Source organism: Coleofasciculaceae cyanobacterium, assembly GCA_036703275.1.
Classification (GTDB): Bacteria; Cyanobacteriota; Cyanobacteriia; order Cyanobacteriales; family Xenococcaceae; genus Waterburya.
On the sequence record DATNPK010000009.1, the window covers coordinates 1 to 15,641 of the forward strand.

At 40.1% G+C, this 15,641-nt stretch carries 25 protein-coding genes; 9 read left to right on the forward strand and 16 right to left on the reverse strand.

The window, feature by feature from the left end:
* Nucleotides 1-392 precede the first annotated feature (392 nt).
* Nucleotides 393-1,184 carry a hypothetical protein gene (locus V6C71_00595; protein HEY9766988.1) on the reverse strand — a complete coding sequence of 264 codons (792 nt, stop codon included), beginning with the start codon at nucleotides 1,182-1,184 and terminating at the stop codon, nucleotides 393-395.
* 338 nt (nucleotides 1,185-1,522) lie between these two features.
* Between V6C71_00595 and V6C71_00600 the strand changes: the two genes are divergently transcribed.
* On the forward strand, nucleotides 1,523-1,690 hold the full coding sequence (locus tag V6C71_00600; protein HEY9766989.1) for a hypothetical protein: 168 nt from the start codon (nucleotides 1,523-1,525) through the stop codon (nucleotides 1,688-1,690).
* 165 nt (nucleotides 1,691-1,855) lie between these two features.
* Here V6C71_00600 and V6C71_00605 read toward each other — a convergent pair whose 3' ends face one another.
* Both V6C71_00605 and V6C71_00610 read right to left on the reverse strand, forming a co-directional pair.
* Nucleotides 1,856-2,197 (reverse strand): thermonuclease family protein, encoded by a 342-nt coding sequence (locus V6C71_00605; GenBank protein ID HEY9766990.1) that lies wholly within the window; start codon nucleotides 2,195-2,197, stop codon nucleotides 1,856-1,858.
* Nucleotides 2,154-2,465 (reverse strand): hypothetical protein, encoded by a 312-nt coding sequence (locus V6C71_00610; GenBank protein HEY9766991.1) that lies wholly within the window; start codon nucleotides 2,463-2,465, stop codon nucleotides 2,154-2,156. Before V6C71_00610 ends, V6C71_00605 begins: the two co-directional genes overlap by 44 nt.
* A gap of 107 nt (nucleotides 2,466-2,572) precedes the next feature.
* On the opposite strand from V6C71_00610, the gene V6C71_00615 reads away from it, so the two are divergent.
* The 4 genes from V6C71_00615 to V6C71_00630 all read left to right on the forward strand — a co-directional run bounded on the left by V6C71_00615 (nucleotide 2,573) and on the right by V6C71_00630 (nucleotide 4,477).
* The gene (locus V6C71_00615) at nucleotides 2,573-2,854 is read left to right on the forward strand and encodes a helix-turn-helix domain-containing protein (protein ID HEY9766992.1); all 282 of its coding nucleotides are present in this window, start codon (nucleotides 2,573-2,575) and stop codon (nucleotides 2,852-2,854) included.
* An 85-nt stretch (nucleotides 2,855-2,939) separates the two neighbouring features.
* Nucleotides 2,940-3,170 carry a hypothetical protein gene (locus tag V6C71_00620; protein ID HEY9766993.1) on the forward strand — a complete coding sequence of 77 codons (231 nt, stop codon included), beginning with the start codon at nucleotides 2,940-2,942 and terminating at the stop codon, nucleotides 3,168-3,170.
* Nucleotides 3,171-3,336: 166 nt separating this feature from the next.
* Nucleotides 3,337-4,197: a tyrosine-type recombinase/integrase gene (locus V6C71_00625; protein ID HEY9766994.1), complete on the forward strand. Its 861-nt coding sequence runs from the start codon at nucleotides 3,337-3,339 to the stop codon at nucleotides 4,195-4,197.
* A 61-nt stretch (nucleotides 4,198-4,258) separates the two neighbouring features.
* Nucleotides 4,259-4,477 carry a hypothetical protein gene (locus V6C71_00630; GenBank protein ID HEY9766995.1) on the forward strand — a complete coding sequence of 73 codons (219 nt, stop codon included), beginning with the start codon at nucleotides 4,259-4,261 and terminating at the stop codon, nucleotides 4,475-4,477.
* A gap of 10 nt (nucleotides 4,478-4,487) precedes the next feature.
* On the opposite strand, the gene V6C71_00635 is transcribed toward V6C71_00630, so the two are convergent.
* The 7 genes from V6C71_00635 to V6C71_00665 all read right to left on the reverse strand — a co-directional run bounded on the left by V6C71_00635 (nucleotide 4,488) and on the right by V6C71_00665 (nucleotide 8,337).
* Nucleotides 4,488-5,297, reverse strand: coding sequence for a hypothetical protein (locus tag V6C71_00635; GenBank protein HEY9766996.1), 810 nt, complete (start codon nucleotides 5,295-5,297; stop codon nucleotides 4,488-4,490).
* A 40-nt stretch (nucleotides 5,298-5,337) separates the two neighbouring features.
* Nucleotides 5,338-5,496, reverse strand: a complete 159-nt coding sequence (locus V6C71_00640) for a hypothetical protein (GenBank protein ID HEY9766997.1) — start codon at nucleotides 5,494-5,496, stop codon at nucleotides 5,338-5,340.
* Between the two features lie 84 nt (nucleotides 5,497-5,580).
* Nucleotides 5,581-5,784 carry a hypothetical protein gene (locus V6C71_00645; GenBank protein HEY9766998.1) on the reverse strand — a complete coding sequence of 68 codons (204 nt, stop codon included), beginning with the start codon at nucleotides 5,782-5,784 and terminating at the stop codon, nucleotides 5,581-5,583.
* Between the two features lie 130 nt (nucleotides 5,785-5,914).
* Nucleotides 5,915-6,328 (reverse strand): hypothetical protein, encoded by a 414-nt coding sequence (locus V6C71_00650; GenBank protein ID HEY9766999.1) that lies wholly within the window; start codon nucleotides 6,326-6,328, stop codon nucleotides 5,915-5,917.
* Between the two features lie 62 nt (nucleotides 6,329-6,390).
* Complete coding sequence (locus V6C71_00655; protein HEY9767000.1) at nucleotides 6,391-7,260, reverse strand: lipase family protein; 870 nt, start codon at nucleotides 7,258-7,260, stop codon at nucleotides 6,391-6,393.
* A gap of 189 nt (nucleotides 7,261-7,449) precedes the next feature.
* Entirely contained in the window at nucleotides 7,450-8,034 is a 585-nt protein-coding gene (locus tag V6C71_00660) for a hypothetical protein (GenBank protein ID HEY9767001.1), read from the reverse strand.
* A gap of 60 nt (nucleotides 8,035-8,094) precedes the next feature.
* Nucleotides 8,095-8,337 carry a hypothetical protein gene (locus V6C71_00665; GenBank protein HEY9767002.1) on the reverse strand — a complete coding sequence of 81 codons (243 nt, stop codon included), beginning with the start codon at nucleotides 8,335-8,337 and terminating at the stop codon, nucleotides 8,095-8,097.
* Nucleotides 8,338-8,669: 332 nt separating this feature from the next.
* Here V6C71_00665 and V6C71_00670 point away from each other — a divergent pair, with 332 nt between their 5' ends.
* Nucleotides 8,670-9,101, forward strand: coding sequence for a GFA family protein (locus tag V6C71_00670; protein ID HEY9767003.1), 432 nt, complete (start codon nucleotides 8,670-8,672; stop codon nucleotides 9,099-9,101).
* Between the two features lie 180 nt (nucleotides 9,102-9,281).
* Here V6C71_00670 and V6C71_00675 read toward each other — a convergent pair whose 3' ends face one another.
* Nucleotides 9,282-10,175 (reverse strand): LysR family transcriptional regulator, encoded by an 894-nt coding sequence (locus V6C71_00675; protein ID HEY9767004.1) that lies wholly within the window; start codon nucleotides 10,173-10,175, stop codon nucleotides 9,282-9,284.
* Nucleotides 10,176-10,279: 104 nt separating this feature from the next.
* On the opposite strand from V6C71_00675, the gene V6C71_00680 reads away from it, so the two are divergent.
* Both V6C71_00680 and V6C71_00685 read left to right on the forward strand, forming a co-directional pair.
* Complete coding sequence (locus tag V6C71_00680; protein HEY9767005.1) at nucleotides 10,280-11,293, forward strand: zinc-dependent alcohol dehydrogenase family protein; 1,014 nt, start codon at nucleotides 10,280-10,282, stop codon at nucleotides 11,291-11,293.
* A 64-nt stretch (nucleotides 11,294-11,357) separates the two neighbouring features.
* Entirely contained in the window at nucleotides 11,358-11,576 is a 219-nt protein-coding gene (locus tag V6C71_00685) for an NAD(P)-binding domain-containing protein (GenBank protein HEY9767006.1), read from the forward strand.
* Nucleotides 11,577-11,772: 196 nt separating this feature from the next.
* Here the strand turns inward: V6C71_00685 and V6C71_00690 are convergent, their stop codons facing one another.
* Complete coding sequence (locus V6C71_00690) at nucleotides 11,773-12,021, reverse strand: hypothetical protein (protein ID HEY9767007.1); 249 nt, start codon at nucleotides 12,019-12,021, stop codon at nucleotides 11,773-11,775.
* 159 nt (nucleotides 12,022-12,180) lie between these two features.
* On the opposite strand from V6C71_00690, the gene V6C71_00695 reads away from it, so the two are divergent.
* Nucleotides 12,181-12,741 carry a nuclear transport factor 2 family protein gene (locus V6C71_00695; GenBank protein ID HEY9767008.1) on the forward strand — a complete coding sequence of 187 codons (561 nt, stop codon included), beginning with the start codon at nucleotides 12,181-12,183 and terminating at the stop codon, nucleotides 12,739-12,741.
* A 55-nt stretch (nucleotides 12,742-12,796) separates the two neighbouring features.
* On the opposite strand, the gene V6C71_00700 is transcribed toward V6C71_00695, so the two are convergent.
* The 4 genes from V6C71_00700 to V6C71_00715 all read right to left on the reverse strand — a co-directional run bounded on the left by V6C71_00700 (nucleotide 12,797) and on the right by V6C71_00715 (nucleotide 15,270).
* The gene (locus V6C71_00700) at nucleotides 12,797-13,759 is read right to left on the reverse strand and encodes a hypothetical protein (GenBank protein ID HEY9767009.1); all 963 of its coding nucleotides are present in this window, start codon (nucleotides 13,757-13,759) and stop codon (nucleotides 12,797-12,799) included.
* On the reverse strand, nucleotides 13,687-14,238 hold the full coding sequence (locus V6C71_00705; GenBank protein ID HEY9767010.1) for a hypothetical protein: 552 nt from the start codon (nucleotides 14,236-14,238) through the stop codon (nucleotides 13,687-13,689). The genes V6C71_00700 and V6C71_00705 overlap by 73 nt, the downstream gene beginning before the upstream one ends.
* A gap of 280 nt (nucleotides 14,239-14,518) precedes the next feature.
* Nucleotides 14,519-14,971 carry a hypothetical protein gene (locus V6C71_00710; protein HEY9767011.1) on the reverse strand — a complete coding sequence of 151 codons (453 nt, stop codon included), beginning with the start codon at nucleotides 14,969-14,971 and terminating at the stop codon, nucleotides 14,519-14,521.
* A complete protein-coding gene (locus V6C71_00715) occupies nucleotides 14,968-15,270 on the reverse strand; it encodes a hypothetical protein (GenBank protein HEY9767012.1) in 303 nt (100 codons plus the stop codon). Before V6C71_00715 ends, V6C71_00710 begins: the two co-directional genes overlap by 4 nt.
* Between the last annotated feature and the right edge of the window lie 371 nt (nucleotides 15,271-15,641).

Sequence of the window (15,641 nt, forward strand, 5' to 3'; positions counted from 1 at the left end):
AAAGATGTTTTTCCTGGTTTCAAAGAAAATATAGACGTTTAGTTGTTCGCTGGGAACGTCAACCTCTTGTTTTTGATGGTTTTTTAGCTTTAGCAACAATCCATATGTGGATCACTAAAATCATATTAGTGGGATAGGTTCCTGTAATTACTGCTCCACCTTGCATCGCTCTAGAAAGTTCTCGATATAAAATCCTATATCTATCTTTCCATCTTCGTACCCCCACCACATTGAATTAATTGTCTTTGCGAAGCGATGTCTTCGACGCGGCTATCGCGACACGAAGTTATATCCGAAGGTGTATCCTTTAGGAGTCCTTTAGGGCAATCGCGAGTAACAAATTCCCAATCGGCAGGAGGAATAAACTTCTGTTCTATTTGGACGATATAGAACTAAACTGATGTCTCAAGCAGAGCATTTATTATAATTTCGGCAATTTTGCTTTCATGTATTTTGGCTTTATTTCCTGAAGAGCCTTCGTAAGGTGATTCCTTTTTTTGTTTAAATACATTTTGCAGAACACTTGCGGCTTTGGTTCCAAATTGATTTGCTTTTAGAAATAAAGAAGCTGTTTCCATATCTCTACTATATGGACCGAAAGAATTATACGTATCAAGACGCTGCTTAATTCTTTGAGGCTTTTTCATTAACTCAGGATATAAATATGCATGATAATCATCAACATTAAAGCACACACGTTCAGAAAATGGAAAACTGTTCCTGTTGCAGCTTTTAATTAATCTTTGATTTAATTCATTGTCAGGCATCATTGGTAAGTCCACGTCTTTTTCTGCTATACCATGATCCCAAGATAATCCTCTCAAGCCTCTTGATTCAGAAACCAAAACTAGTGAATCGAGATCTTTTTCTTGTACCCATACATCATTACTGCCGAGTCGGACGACCTCCTGTGCCCCAGCCGCAAAAATCTCATGAAAAGCATGGGCAGCTCCGCTTGCTCCCATTGGTACATATGCAAAGAAAAATTCTTCGCTTACACTCCCACAGTTTATACTCCCCGCTATAACACCAATACCCCAAGATTGTATTTTTACAATAGGGTTTTCTAAAAACTTAGAAGATAAACGAAGAGAACGCTCGGGATTGGAGCTAACGATGCCCTTTTCAGGGATAGTTTCTTTAACAATAACGTTTTGTTCAATTGTAAATGAACATTTTTTCATGATCGCCTCGTAATTTTATAATAGAAGTATTTATGCAATGAAGATGGTAGAAAAAGCAGTTGCAGAAAAGACAGCAAGGCAAGGATCTTAATAAAATATTAACTATGCTTCTTCAAGAATTTTATACACGGTAGATCGCCCTATTCTAAGTTGCTTGGCGATCGCCAAGCAAACACTTAACTAACTCTCCGTCTAATTCATCATAAGTAAGAGCATGGAGCGTCTAAGCTCACGTCGAACATTGGTTTAAGAGTCGTAAAGGCTTCTTTTGCTGCTTCAACGCTTTCCAATAAAATTGTTACCAGACCTCATATTGTTGAATTCAAAGCAGTCGCGCCATGTGGATAGTTGAGAAAAAAGTAGGAATATTTACTCACTATTTAACCCTTTCGGGTAAGTTCCAGCCAGGAATAGACAAAGCCAAACATTTCCCATCTAAACAAATGGCAGAATCTATGGTCAAAATTCATGGGGGAGTAGTGCGTCAATTAGATCGAAGTGAGTAGATTGTTTGTTGATTTTAGTTATAAAAGCGATCGCAATTACCCATCTTATAAGATTCAGATCGTACCTTTGACAAATTCCCAAGTTGATAATTAATACAGATAAAAATTAATATAAAAACTACAGTCCTGGTGGCAATGCTACTGGGACTTATATATTTGATAGGGTTATTTATTAGATTTACGGTAGTCCCAAGGCTTCTGATGACTCCCATTCCAAACACCCAACTTATCATCACGAGCAATCTTTTCCGCCCAACCCAAATTCTCGGCACTCTCACAATTACCCGAATATTGTTGATAGTGATAAGCCATGCCAGCTTCAACCATTGCTGTGTTGAGGTGAATTTCCCCTTCATAGTCAAGTTTAATCGGTATCCATAACTCCGCTACAGTGCGCCCATAACGGTCTTCTTCAATAGGTAGAACATGGATTGTACTGTTGCTCTTAGCAATGAGCGATTGGCTACGCCACCTCCGAAGGAGATCGCAAGTAATCTCTAGATTCAATCCCCAATGGCTGTTTAATCTCTGGAGTTATGTTGATGCCACAGAGTCTAATCTTTAATTCTTCGTTACCTCTGACGACTCTTAAGGTATCGCCATCATGGATGCTACCTGGCTTGACTTGCCATTGTTGGGCATAATTATCTTTGAATAAGACATTAGCGATTGCCTTTTCTGTTGAGCCATTAATAGCCTTTCGGTTGGCAAGGACACCAATCAAGACGAGAATTAGACCGACTAATAAACTAGAACTGTTAAAGAGTTTTTTCATGTGCTTAGGAAAGAACGAGATAATCTTAATCTTCCCCAAACAAACAAATGAATATAATTAGTTGTGCACAATGTACCATATAAGATACAGTCAATAGAGGGCGAAGATTGAAAAGACTACACACTGGCTCTAGTTTCGATGATTTCTTACAGGAAGAAGGATTGTATGAAGAATGTAGTGCGATCGCCATTAAACGGGTACTAGCTCGCCAGCTTGAAGAGGAAATGAAGCGACAAAACTTAACTAAAACCGAGATGGCAAAACAGATGCAGACCTCCAGGGCGCAGCTAGATAGACTACTAGATCCTGAAAAAACAGGAGTGAGTATTGAAACTATTACCAGAGCAGCGTCTGTGGTGGGTCGTCAACTGCGAATCGAATTAGTTTAAGTAGGATAATACAATTAAAAAGAAAGCCTCCCGACTGGACATCTAGAAGCTTCCCTTGGAAATAAATCTTAAGTTAAGTATAGCAATGAGTATCAACGTAGAATCAGACCTCAAGGAAATTCTAGGGCAACTCGATCAAAAGCTAGACAATCTTCAAAATGATGTATCTGGTTTAAGACAGCAAGACATTCCCACCATCAACGTCAAACTGGAAAATCTAAGCACAAGAATGTCTCAGGTTGAAAAAACAGTAGATAAAGTATCTACCAACACTGAAACAATACAAAAGGATGTTTCCGATCTTTTAGGGTGCTAAATCCCTAATCATTCCCCGAAGTGGTAGCTGTTACCACCAGCATTTTGACAAAGAGTAATTAGAGCCATTCCCATTAGCTAAGGGTTACAGGCTGATTTTTCTCTAGTTGAGTTCGTCTTTATTTTCGGATGGACTCAACACAACAAAAACTCTATTCTGTTGTGATATGACCCTTTATACCTATCCGAAGCTAACTAACGCAGCGACAGATACAGAACTAATAAGATTATGGATATCTCAGAAGGCTAAAACTACTCAAAAGACTTACATAACTATCAGTAGGCAATTCCTCGCCTTCGCAGGTAAAGAGTTGCGAGAAATTATGCTCGAAGATATTTTGTTGTGGTTGGAATCGTTTCAGTTGCGTCAAGCCAGCCAAAATACGATTAATAATAAGTTAGGAGCTATAAAATCTCTGTTCAGCTTCGGAGTAAAAACGGGTTATTTGTTGGCTAATCCTGTCTCTATGGTCAAGACTCTCAAGCCCAAGGATGCACTAAATGAAAGAATCTTACTGGATGAAGAGGTAAAGAAGCTAATTAATGCAGCTTCTACTCAACGCGATCGCCTGATTCTTATTCTCTTATATATTCTGGGTTTGAGAATATCTGAATTAGTAGGTTTGAATTGGTCGGATTTTCAACCGACTGAGGAAGCAATCGCTGTAACCATATTCGGCAAGGGTCATAAAACTAGAACCTTATTAATCACTCGAACCTTGTGGTCAGAACTTCAGCAGCTGACTAAAAGTGATAAAACCGAAGCGGTGTTTTTATCGAGGTTTGGCAATCGACTCGATCGTCATGCTATCCATCGGTTGATCAAAAAAGCAGTAGAGAAAGCAGGGATTAATCCCCATACTTCCGCTCACTGGCTGCGTCATGCCCATGCTTGTCATAGTTTGAATAATGGTGCGGGAATCGATTTGTTGATGAAGTCTTTAGGGCATAGTTCGTTGGCGGTTACTTCGAGATACCTGCACGTTCAACCGAGTGAGTGTACGAGTAAGTTTATTGAGTTGGATTAGGGAAACGGCGATCGTATACTATGTGTGAAATATCAAACATTTTTTCTGAATTGGAGAAAAGATGAGAGTTCCTGAAAGAAATGACAAAGATGCTAGAGAAGTAATCAAAGCAGGTCACAAACTTGTCTGTCCAGTATGTAGCCATGACCGCTTCTGGTCACGTAAAACTCAAATGAATACTAGAGGAGCTACTTTTTTCAATTTAGACTGGCTAAACAGAAATGCTACAAATTATGTTTGTGACAGATGTGGCTACATCTTTTGGTTTTTTGAGGAGTAATGCGATCTCTCTACTTCTCACCCCGAATATCCAAAGTCACCTCAGCAGTAATCGCTCGCTCATTCTGTCCGAGAATCTTCACCCTTCTTACCTTGCCCCGATAAGGAGAATAAACCGATGTGAGCTTATCTAATTCCTCATCAACTGTATCCAACTGAGTCTGTAGTGAGTTAACTTGCTCCTGCTGCTTCTGCAATGATGTTTGATAGTTAGAAACCTTAAGACTGTGTTCGTACTGCTGCTTTTGATAGTTGAGTTTGGCTTCATCAAGAGAGGCGATCGCTTTCTCGACATTAATCGAAGCTTCTAACTCTCGGCGTTTTAAGTCGGCTAATTTCTGTACTTTCTCCGGCTCGAATACTTGAACGTGCCAGGGGTCTTTATGATAGAATTTCTCAGCGAATCCTTCTATTTGTTGGGTAATAGCATCAAGGTTAAACTGAGCTTGTTTTAATGCTGCCAGTTCGGTCTGAAACTTAGGTTCTGGGACGGGTTTTAGTGCGTTGAGGGGTAATCTGGCTTTGGTGAGAGAGTCATCTAATCTCTGTTTTTTGGCTTGTAGCTTGGTTTTTTCGGTAGTGCGATCGCTGATGATATCTCCTACATTAATTCTCTGACCTTCAGTTACTTTGAGTTCGTCTAGTTGATTGAGAGTCAGGGTTATTGTGTGACGATTTGGAGTAGACTGGGTTTGTTCTTCAGTTATGGGTGCAGTTGCCTGTAAATCGGTGTTGCTGGCATTAACAAAGGCAAAGGCAGCAACGGCTAAAAGGACATAGCCCAATAGATTATAAACAGACAGGTTAAGATGTCGCTTCATCACAGTTCACCGTTATTGGTCTTCTGTTATCTGTCATAGTCTATTGGGTGGGGTTTGGGTGTAATCTGAGTTCGGGTACGGGCGATCGCACATATTTTAAGAAACTGCTGGTGATGTACCAGTCACTTTGTTTGTGATAGCTGAAGCAAAGATTATTCCTGCTGTTGCTAGTCCATAGGGGATAAGGTTGCTGAACCATTTCATGAGAGGAACGTGTGAGGGGTCAGTAACCATTTTGGAGTGGTTAGTTAGTGGTTGTCAGCGATCGCGATTCCGACTTGTATCAATATTGGTCTTCTGTGACACACAGTTTCCCGTTTTTCACCTGAACATATGAGTTGTCTCTAGCATATTGATATTCCTTTCTCATATCGGTAATTACAACCTCCGTTGGATTGGTCAAAGCTATGCAGCAAAACATATCGCCATCTTGCTGAATATCTGTTGAAAGAAAACGTTTGTGATTTTCATTTTGCCAGTTTTCCATGTCTTTGTATAATTCACGCATGGAAGGACTTTCAAAATACTGAAGATTGCGTTATTTTTACCTACAGCTTCAATAGTTCAAAATGCTCTTTAAGTAGGCTCATGTCAGCACCAAAGAGCAAAAATTCATACTATTCAACTACAGAATTCGTGAAGCTCAAACTGATTTCAGCATGATCTCCTCCTCCAGTTTCAGTATTTCTAAGTTGAATACCGTGATGAGCAGGTACACCACCTTTTGGTACAGTAAAGCTAACCACCTGTTCATCTTCAAGATCGGTTGTGCTTTCAGACGTACCCTCAAACAGTTTCGCATTCCCCTCAATCTGGACGGTATTATCGTCAACAACTTTAGCTGTGAGTCTGAGTTCGACGCGACATTCCCCTCCCCATCGAACATCTGGAATATCGAGTGCAGAAGCAGGTTGACCCTGATCAAGCATCATTGCCACATTGTATACGCGATGAACCTTTTCATCATTTTGAGGCCAATATTCATCGTCAGTACCATCAATAATTACTGTTCCTGCTACACGTCTTGTCATTTTCAAAACCTCCATCCAATTTCAAGCTCAATTTTGAGGCTAAGTTTTACAAGTCACTTCATTTAGAAAACTTGTTGTAATTTTTTCTCCAATGCCTTACCAATAAGTTCTCTGTATTTGAACATTGCATGGTCTTTAATGCCATCACTACCCCATTCGAGGATATCGTTAGTGCGTCCGTGCATTCTATCGAGAAAGCGATTCCAATAGCCGATATCTTCTACAAATTCGCCTGGCTCAGTGAAATACTTAAAAGTTCCAACATGACTGTATTGACGCGCTCGCGAGGGAATGCGAGTAACGGTATCGTTATTATTGACAAAGCGAAAGGTATAAGGTTTGAAATCAAAATTAAAGTTTCTGGCAAATTCGCGATCGCCAACACGAGGTTGCCCAAATGTATAAAGACCATCCACTGGTCGATCCTCTCCCCGAAAGCGTGCTACGGCTAAAGTCGCTAATGCTCCTCCTAAACTATGACCTGTAAACCACAGAGATTTTTCTTTATTGTCTCGAAAAGCAGCTATTGTTCTTTTTATTTGTTGCCAGACATTATTAAGAGAAGTATAAAAACCAGAATGAACTTTTCCTTCAAATGACCCATCAATAAGTTCCAGGTTTAAGTTAATGATCCAATCCTTTGTTTTTTCAGTCCCTCTAAAAGAAACTACAATGATTTCTTCATTAGACATAACGAAACATTCTGTCCCGTCTTCTGCCTTAATAAACTTAAATTTATCAAACCCCCATTTTTTAACAGTGTTCTGAATTTCATTCTCTTTTCTGTAGGCTAATTCTGCTACCAGAGCAAGACTATATGCGTTCTGCAACTCAAATGCAGTCGTGTTAGGAATGAATTTAAACACTTGATCTATTCCTTCAGGAATTTCCTCAACATTAAGATCGACTACATCTCGATCAATACTTAACATTTGATTATCCTCCTAACATAAAGTTCGTTTAATTAGTACGAATAAAAAATTCGACTAGAAATATACTGTTAGCTCATGTAAGAATGAACTCGTAAAATCAGGCATTTTCCCTTCTCATAACCTAAATAGTAGGAAAAGAAGTTGAGGATTTTGTGAGGTAACTAATTATTCTCAATTAGAGCAATTTTTCTAGATATTATTCAATAATCTAGGCTGCACTACCTTAATTTCTAACGTACCTACAGCATACTGCTCCTTCAAATATATGATCGCCTTCTCCAACCCGCAATAATTCAACTTCAAACTACTCCCCACCAACTCAGCCGTAACCATTTGATTCGGTTCAACGGGAATCTTCACATCTTCAGGAAAATCAATAGTCAACTCACCATTCAAGTAAATCTCAGCCCCAGGATAAGCCTGTTGTAGTTCTTCTAGTTGAGCGATCGCACTTTCATCATCAAAACTAATACTCTTAATCTCAGTCTTGGCAGCTTCACCAACTTCAGTGCTTACCTTACTTGTAATAATCTGTTCACCAGTCTTATAAACTCCTTTGCCATCAGTAACGATAAACTCATTACCTTCATTACCGATAATCAAATATTTACCATCGGCACTAGTGCGATCGCTCGTCCAAAAGCCCTTAATTTCTGCATAGACATTATTAGTACTGGCATTCTGATTGTAGATTTTAACAACACCTTCTCTCAAACCTAGATTCTGCGAGACTTTGTGAGTTATACCGCCACCATTAGCCAGATGGATGCCCAAACTTAGGAGGGCGATAAGCCTAACGGCATGGCGACACGAAGTTAGTCCTTTAGGGCTTCGCTACGCGATTCCCAAAACCCACAATTCACCAGCCCCACCAGTTTTTAATCTTCTTCTCGGATTGCTAACACTAATTGCCCAGGCAGGACAAGGATAGAACAATTGTACGCCTTGCTTGGTAAAAGTATCGGAGAAACAGGAAAGCAGATGACCGAGGCGAAGAGCGATCGCCGTTTTGATATCTCCTAAGAAAAACCTAAAGGAATTGACACAGCAGCGATCGCAACAGTAGCTAGCAGACAATGAGTAATGGAGCGATGGGGGAATCTATCTTCAATCCAAGAGCTAATGGGAAAGAAGATTTTGCCGATGGTGCTAGTAGTGGTGTCTAAGTCGGGAAGTTGAGAGCCAATAATGGCTAGACCTAAAGTTAAAGGGTTAGCAGTGCCTAAAATTAGTGAAGTTCCGTGCCTCGGCGATCGCGCTGTGAGTAATTGACATCATAAGCATTAATTGGTTATCGGTGGTCAACTACCAGTTTTGAATCTTTATTGCAAAGTGTCAGTTATTTGAATCAAAGCACGGTATAACAATCTCAAGAGAATTAAACCAACACTTACTAAAAAGAGAACAATATGTCTGAACTTAGTGTTGCCAAGGGTAGCTGTCTCTGCGGAGCGGTAAGTCTTTCCACCACCAGCATGAATCCTCACGTTGCAGCGTGTCATTGTAATATGTGTCGTAAATGGGGTGGAGGAGCTTTGATGGCAGTTGAGTGTAGCAATGATGTTAGTTTTGAGGGAGAAAAAAACATCGGGCTTTTTCAATCCTCAGAATGGGCGGAACGGGGATTTTGTAAGCAGTGTGGTAGCCATTTGTTTTATAAGTTCAAAGAAAACAACCAATACTACATACCAGCAGGGATTTTTGATAACGAATCTGCTCTTGTTTTAGAGCATCAGGTTTTTATCGACGAAAAACCCGAATATTACTCTTTTGCCAATAAAACCAAAAACATGACGGGGGAAGAGATATTCGCCCAGTTTGCACCAAATTCATCCAAGTAATAACTTTAAACTTACCAGTTCCCAGGATTAAAGATGTTCTTGAGTAAAGCGATCGCTGCATGAGTTATGGCTAACATCGGCGGTAAAAAGATGAAGTTATTTCTTATCAGTTTGGATTGAGAATAGAGCGATGCCTGCGGCTATGCTCCGCAAATCGTCAGTTATTTGGCTCACTGTCTTTCAAAAATTGCCTTGTTTAACCATAAAATTGACAAAAGCTTGAATACGTGGTGAAACCAATCGCCGATCCAAGTAAAGTGCGGTAAAAGGAACAAAAGGTGGTCTATAATCCACTAGAATTTCTTCTAAAATGCCTTCTTTTAGAGCATCAATCGCCATAAAACCTGGCATTTGACTAATTCCTATTCCTAACATTGCAGTTCGACCCACTGCTTCACCATCATCAATAGTTAGTGTTCCTGCAAAATTTCGGCGTTCGACTTGCCCATCAATATTGAAAATCCAAGGCATAGGACGACCTGTTTTGCGATTTCGGAAGTTTAAGCAGTTGTATTGCTCTAACTCATCTGGATGTTGAGGTCGTCCACAGTGTTCTAAATATTCAGGAGTCGCACAGGTAATTAGAGGATCGAGAAACAATCTTCTAGCAATCAAATTAGCATTATCGGCTAAAGTTCCGACGCGAATCACTACATCAAAACCCTCAGCAGCTAAGTCTACATCTCTATCATCAAGGGAAAGCTCGACAGATATTTGGGGATAAGCTTGTAAAAACTGAGTCAATACTCTCGTTCCCCACATCCGACCATAAGCAGCAGACATACTAATTTTTAGCCGTCCACGAGGTTCACTTGAGCTATCTTTGAACTCTTGAGTAATATCGTCCATTTCCTCCAGAAGTCTTTGAGCAACTTCGTAAAACCTTTCTCCTTCAGGAGTCAAACTAACACTGCGAGTAGTGCGATGTAGTAGTTTAACTTTTAACTCTTCTTCTAGCTTGGCTACTGCTTTACTGGTGGCTGGGGGGGAAAGACCTAAAGCGTTGGCAGCTTCGACAAAGCTTTTGGTTTGGGCAACTCGGATAAAGGTTTTGATATTGCTTAAGCTTTTCATTAAGTATTACTGAAAAAAAGTAAATAATAAAACAACTTTTAGCCTATTTATCTTAATTTATCTAGAGATTATTCTTTATTTAGAAACAAAAAAGAGTCGAGATTATGGATAAAATCGTCCGCTTTCATAAAACTGGAGATGCTAGTGTTCTGCAACTTGAAAACGTTCCGCCAAAAAAACCTAGTTTCGGTGAAGTAAGGATAAAAGTATCAGCTTTTGCTTTAAATCGAGCCGAAGTTTACTTTCGCGAAAATCAATATATTCATCCTCCCTCGCTACCATCTCGGATTGGTTATGACGCAGCAGGAGTTATCGATGCGGTGGGTGAAGGAGTAACTAATGTCAAGGTAGGAGATCGGGTTGCAACTTACCCAGCCTTTAATCAAGGAGACTATGGAGTATATGGTGAATGGGCAATCGTTCCTGCTCATGCCGTTATGAAATATCCTACTCATCTTGCTCCAGAAGAAGCTGCCACTATAGGAGTACAGTACATGACAGGCTATTTCGCCCTGTTTGAACATGGAAAACTTAAGAAAGGCGATCGCATTTTAATTACCGCAGCCAGTAGCAGTACAGGTGTTGCTGCCATAAATCTTGCTAAATCAATAGGAGCTACCGTAATTGCCACTACTCGTACATCAGCCAAAAAACAACAGCTCATTGAACTCGGTGCAGATTATGTCATTGTCACTCAGTCAGAAGATTTAGTGAAAACGGTTTTAGATATCACCAAGGGAGCAGGAGTTGAAGTAATTTACGACCCCATTGCAGGTAAAACTATAGAAACCTATGCAGAAATAATTGTACCAACGGGAGTTATCGTTATTTATGGTGTTTTGGATACTACACCCGTGACATTTCCAATATTCCCCTTGTTAATTAAAGGCGTACAAATTTATCCCTACAAAGTTTTTGACTTTACTGGATTACCCATTGTAAATCTTCAGGTTCAGCCAGAGGCTGTTGAGCGAGCAAAAACTTTTATTATAGAGAAATTAAAGGATGGTAGTTTAAAAACAGTAATTGCCAAAAAATTTCCTTTGGAACAGGTTGCCGATGCCCATCGCTTCATGGAATCTAATCAACAGGTTGGAAAGATTGTTGTTACTACGTAGTGTTGTAGAACTATTAGAAAAAGTAAGTAACTTAGCGTTGACTATTTTAGAGGAAAACTAAATCATGAAAATTTCAATTTTAGGTGCGGGAAACGTTGGTGGTACTTTGGGTAAAAGGTGGGCAAATAAAGGTCATGAAGTCTTTTTTTGTGTCCGCCATCCTAACGATGAAAAGACTCAAGATCTAATTAAAGACATTGGGAATAATGCTCAAGCAGGAACTAACTCCGAAGCGATCGCCTTTAGCAAAACATTATCGTCCTCGCCCTTCCCTGGCAAGTAGTTCCCAAAGTATTAGAAGCAGCCGACTTTAGCAACAAAATAATTATTGATGTCACCAACCCCCTAACCTCCGATTTTTCAGGTTTAGAAATTGGTTTTGATACCTCTGGTGCCGAAAAAGTAGCTCAGTGGGCAGAAGAAGCCAAAGTATTTAAAAGCTTCAATCAAACTGGTTGGGAAAACATGGCAAATCCAGTCTACGAAGGAAAAGCAACCGTCATGTTGGTTTGCGGTGATGACGAAGCAGCTAAAAAAACAGTTTTACAACTGGTTAGCGATATCGGGTTTGAAGCGATACAGCGGACGCGACGTAAGGAGCTAATCATGCACGGGCGGTCTTGGGGGTTTCCCCGCAGAGCTTCGCTCAGATCGTCGTCTTCGACGATATCCGAAGGTGTATCCGTGATAGACTGGCGGGCTATTCGCCCCCGCAGCGACTGTATCAAGAAGCGGTCGATGCGGGAAAATTGGAAGTTGCTCGACTAATCGAACCCTTTGGCATGGCTTGGATTCATTTGTCGATTAAACTATGAAGAGATTGGGCATTACGAATAGTTCGTCGTTAACTAAATTTTTTACGGTATTACACAAATTAGGAGGTAAAATTGCCATTTCATAACGTTACTGAATTACCAAAAGGATTCTGCGATCCAGATTCAGCATTGCCTAGTGAGTTATCTACTAGCGACCGCGTTCAAATCACAGAATTATTACACCGCGTTTATCTATGTGAAGATAGCCGAGATGACGCTGCTTTGAAAAAAATATTGACCGAAGATTATATCAACAAACATCCTTTATTTGGCAAACATGAAAGTGCTAGCAGTTTTATTGAGTGGTTTAAAAATACTCCTGTTGGATTCGATGGTATTCGTCACCATTGCTTGAACTCAATAACCCGTAAAGTCGGTCCAGATGTAGCAGAATCAGTTAGTTATATTTTGGTGCTTCAACTTTTTCCTGCCGAGTCTCGTAATGAGTCTCCCAGTGAAGAATTGGACTCATTACTGCCTCGTACTATTGGTCATGGTGTTGTATGCGACCGCTGGATTAAACAAAACGATAGATGGTACTTGCAACATCGTGTTTATCAGCAGATGTCGATTAACTCTGCTTTTCTACCAGATAGCAATAAGCGCAAAGATGCTGCGCGAACCCCACAATAGTTTTTTAAGAAGAAATGCAGAAAGCTTCATTTTTGTTTAATGAAATATTTAATTTTCACTGTCCCAACCTTTTTCTAGCACCTCTAACATTCCCCAACTGTTTCAACGCCATCGCACTAACCAAACAAACACCGCCAGTAATATAAAGTCCTTTATTCCCCGTTCCCATACCAATAAACCTAACTACGGCAAAACTAAACAGCATCGCGATAATCACGGGCATAATGACTACATACTGAGTATGTTCTGGTTTATCCTGCCTCAGCCCCAGCTTCTCCTGTTTGATAATTTTCCTGGCTAGCATTGGATTTCTACCAGCTAGAGGTTGGAGTTCAGCTAATTTAGATTTACTAATCTGTAAACCTTGTTTTATTGCTTCTGTTTCCATCACTTCTCTAATGGCGCGATTGCGCTCCGCGCACTGGCAGAGCCAATCGCTCGGCAACTCCAATTCAATCTCCAACATATCGAGGAAGATATCTTTGCCAGGATTGGCTACAGCAAAACAGACGACTTTCGCCCCAGCACTCATCATGTCTTCAATCCAATAACGAATTGAAGTAGTCAACCTTTTAGCTTCAGGAAATATAAGTAAGGTGTCTTCTCCAGAGTTTTCGAGTATTTCTTGTTTGAGAGCATCAACAGTTAAATCCTTCTCTCCTGTCGGGTCACCATTCTTGTTATATTGGGTTTCCGTCGTTGGGATATCTAACTGCATGGCGATTGCCCTAAAGGACTCGCTTCGCATCGCGCTCCGCGCACTGGCGAAGCCAATCGCAGCCTGAAACTCCCCCGACATTTCCTCATGCAAAGCTAGGGCAAAATCATTTTTACCCGTACCAGCTTCACCCAGAACTATTACAGAATTTCCAGCAGCGATCCCGCAGGGTAGGCGGAGCCTAATCGCCTTGACTACATGATTGAAAGAATCATTATCTTTAAAATCTACCCTTCTACCTGTCCCTTCTGGCTGCGGTGTTGGGCTAGTAGTTGAGTCGCGATCTCTGCTGGTGTCCACTTTGGGTTGGCTACCTCACGGGCGAGCGCTACTTTTTCTCTTAAGTCATCGGGTAAATCATCTTCAGTCATGCGATTGGCTAATTCTCGTATCAATAAGTTAGGTGTTGCCAATTCACGGGCTTTTAGTTGTGCCGCGCCTCTGAGTAGTGCATTTATATCAACGTTGGCAGTAGGTTCTTCAGCTTCAACATAAATACTATTTGGAGCGGAATTTATAGCTAAATCACTATTATTAGAAACTACTAAACCACCATAAACAAAACCATCTCGCTTACCATTTTCAATAACATAAGAACGTAATGCCCTAACTTGGTTGGCTTGGTCAATTGTTAGATAAGCTTTTTTGTTTTCATCCTTGTTGGCTGAGATACCTAGATAGTTTAAATCATCATAGTAAGTTGACTTTTTAAGGTCTAGTTCTGCCATCAAGTCCTCTGGACGGACAATGTTATCTGGGCTGGAATTCTGGTCGCTCATAATATTTTTTTTTTAATTCGATATACATATTATGAAATGCTCAAATAAATTTTTCTGTGATATCAGTCTGGAATTCCAGGATAGGTCTGGAACACAGTCCTAAAGGCAGCTTTAACTTTTAGCTTCAATCTTTTTGTTGGCAATTTAAAGTAAAGTGATCGCTTTGATAAATCAAGTTATTAATATCTAAAGTTTGGGAGTTAATACAACCTAAAAATACAAAAGCAATACAGTAAATTACATTTGTTTACTCATAGTTTGGCTAAATTATCAACTTAAATTATGGCAATTCATCTTTTCGCCTTGGTGAAATTTCGGACATTTGAATATCTATATTTTCACCATTTCGGCATTTTACCCAAGCAGCCAGGAGAAAATCCACCAATTCGGATTTATCTAAATTGATACCTGCCCGTTTGAGTTTGACTAGTTCATCTTCAACATCAAAGTCATTTTCTTTACGGATGTAGTAAGTTCTGCCAATCCAATCAGGATCGCTGCGTTTGCCTGTAGCTGGTCTTCCTCGTTTCTTGTTTGATTCTTCGGGTGCGATCGCTGGTTCTGGGAGTTTTTTCTCTGGAGATGGTTCAGAAGCAGTTTTTTTAGCTTTCTCAGAAGGATTAGATTCGGGTACTGGCTTACTTTCCTCCTTAGTTTTGGCTGCTGTTTCAGGTGATGTAGATTTTTGACGATTCTGTGCCAGCTTTTTAAACATATTGGCTGCATCACTCATGACATTATCTCCTTACCCACTTGCTCGTAATCACCCCAGGCAATTTTTGCCATACGGTCTTTAACTTCATACACGGGTACACCCATGAGGGCTGCTTTTTCATAGGCAATTAACCGTCTAATCTCCGTGTCAAATAACGGTACTCCTGCTAAAGCTGCTCTGGCTTGTTCTGCCATCTTGACGGGTTTAGGATGCACCATTGTTAGTAAGATACGATAGCGATCGCTCTCTAATTCCTGAAGTAAATCTATCGTTTGCAGCAGGGCATCAACCGCCAAAGCATCAGGAGAAGTAGGCAAGATTAAAAGGTTACAGCCATCAGCTAAAGCTTGTAATTCATTTTCATCGGGACGGGCAGCAGTATCGATGGTTCTGTTGCAAAAAATTCAAATGGACAGAAAAAATCTGTGAATAGCTAATTTTTCAAACAGCAATCCCAAAGAGAGAATGAATAAAATCCCTTTGGACTAAAATATCACCTTTATCTATATTTTCAATCTGACCTAAACGCAATGGCATTGGTGATTTCATATCCTCTCAAGGTTCTCCAGGCTGTATGAAAGAATTGAAAATATGATTTATATTTAGCTAACTTTTTCGCAAATCTATGGTCTTGTTCAATTATATTATTGAGATATTTTTTGGGTTTCAATTCACACTCACTAGTTAA

What these genes read in the sequence shown, in the direction of transcription:
- V6C71_00625 (HEY9766994.1), top strand. Translation starts at nt 3,337, where the DNA reads ATGACCCTTTATACCTATCCGAAGCTAACTAACGCAGCGACAGATACA.
- V6C71_00645 (HEY9766998.1), bottom strand. Translation starts at nt 5,784, where the DNA reads ATGGAAAACTGGCAAAATGAAAATCACAAACGTTTTCTTTCAACAGAT.
- V6C71_00675 (HEY9767004.1), bottom strand. Translation starts at nt 10,175, where the DNA reads ATGAAAAGCTTAAGCAATATCAAAACCTTTATCCGAGTTGCCCAAACC.
- V6C71_00650 (HEY9766999.1), bottom strand. Translation starts at nt 6,328, where the DNA reads ATGACAAGACGTGTAGCAGGAACAGTAATTATTGATGGTACTGACGAT.
- V6C71_00635 (HEY9766996.1), bottom strand. Translation starts at nt 5,297, where the DNA reads ATGAAGCGACATCTTAACCTGTCTGTTTATAATCTATTGGGCTATGTC.
- V6C71_00630 (HEY9766995.1), top strand. Translation starts at nt 4,259, where the DNA reads ATGAGAGTTCCTGAAAGAAATGACAAAGATGCTAGAGAAGTAATCAAA.
- V6C71_00705 (HEY9767010.1), bottom strand. Translation starts at nt 14,238, where the DNA reads ATGAGCGACCAGAATTCCAGCCCAGATAACATTGTCCGTCCAGAGGAC.
- V6C71_00640 (HEY9766997.1), bottom strand. Translation starts at nt 5,496, where the DNA reads ATGGTTCAGCAACCTTATCCCCTATGGACTAGCAACAGCAGGAATAAT.
- V6C71_00670 (HEY9767003.1), top strand. Translation starts at nt 8,670, where the DNA reads ATGTCTGAACTTAGTGTTGCCAAGGGTAGCTGTCTCTGCGGAGCGGTA.
- V6C71_00600 (HEY9766989.1), top strand. Translation starts at nt 1,523, where the DNA reads ATGTGGATAGTTGAGAAAAAAGTAGGAATATTTACTCACTATTTAACC.
- V6C71_00710 (HEY9767011.1), bottom strand. Translation starts at nt 14,971, where the DNA reads ATGAGTGATGCAGCCAATATGTTTAAAAAGCTGGCACAGAATCGTCAA.
- V6C71_00655 (HEY9767000.1), bottom strand. Translation starts at nt 7,260, where the DNA reads ATGTTAAGTATTGATCGAGATGTAGTCGATCTTAATGTTGAGGAAATT.
- V6C71_00620 (HEY9766993.1), top strand. Translation starts at nt 2,940, where the DNA reads ATGAGTATCAACGTAGAATCAGACCTCAAGGAAATTCTAGGGCAACTC.
- V6C71_00610 (HEY9766991.1), bottom strand. Translation starts at nt 2,465, where the DNA reads ATGAAAAAACTCTTTAACAGTTCTAGTTTATTAGTCGGTCTAATTCTC.
- V6C71_00685 (HEY9767006.1), top strand. Translation starts at nt 11,358, where the DNA reads ATGAAAATTTCAATTTTAGGTGCGGGAAACGTTGGTGGTACTTTGGGT.
- V6C71_00680 (HEY9767005.1), top strand. Translation starts at nt 10,280, where the DNA reads ATGGATAAAATCGTCCGCTTTCATAAAACTGGAGATGCTAGTGTTCTG.
- V6C71_00595 (HEY9766988.1), bottom strand. Translation starts at nt 1,184, where the DNA reads ATGAAAAAATGTTCATTTACAATTGAACAAAACGTTATTGTTAAAGAA.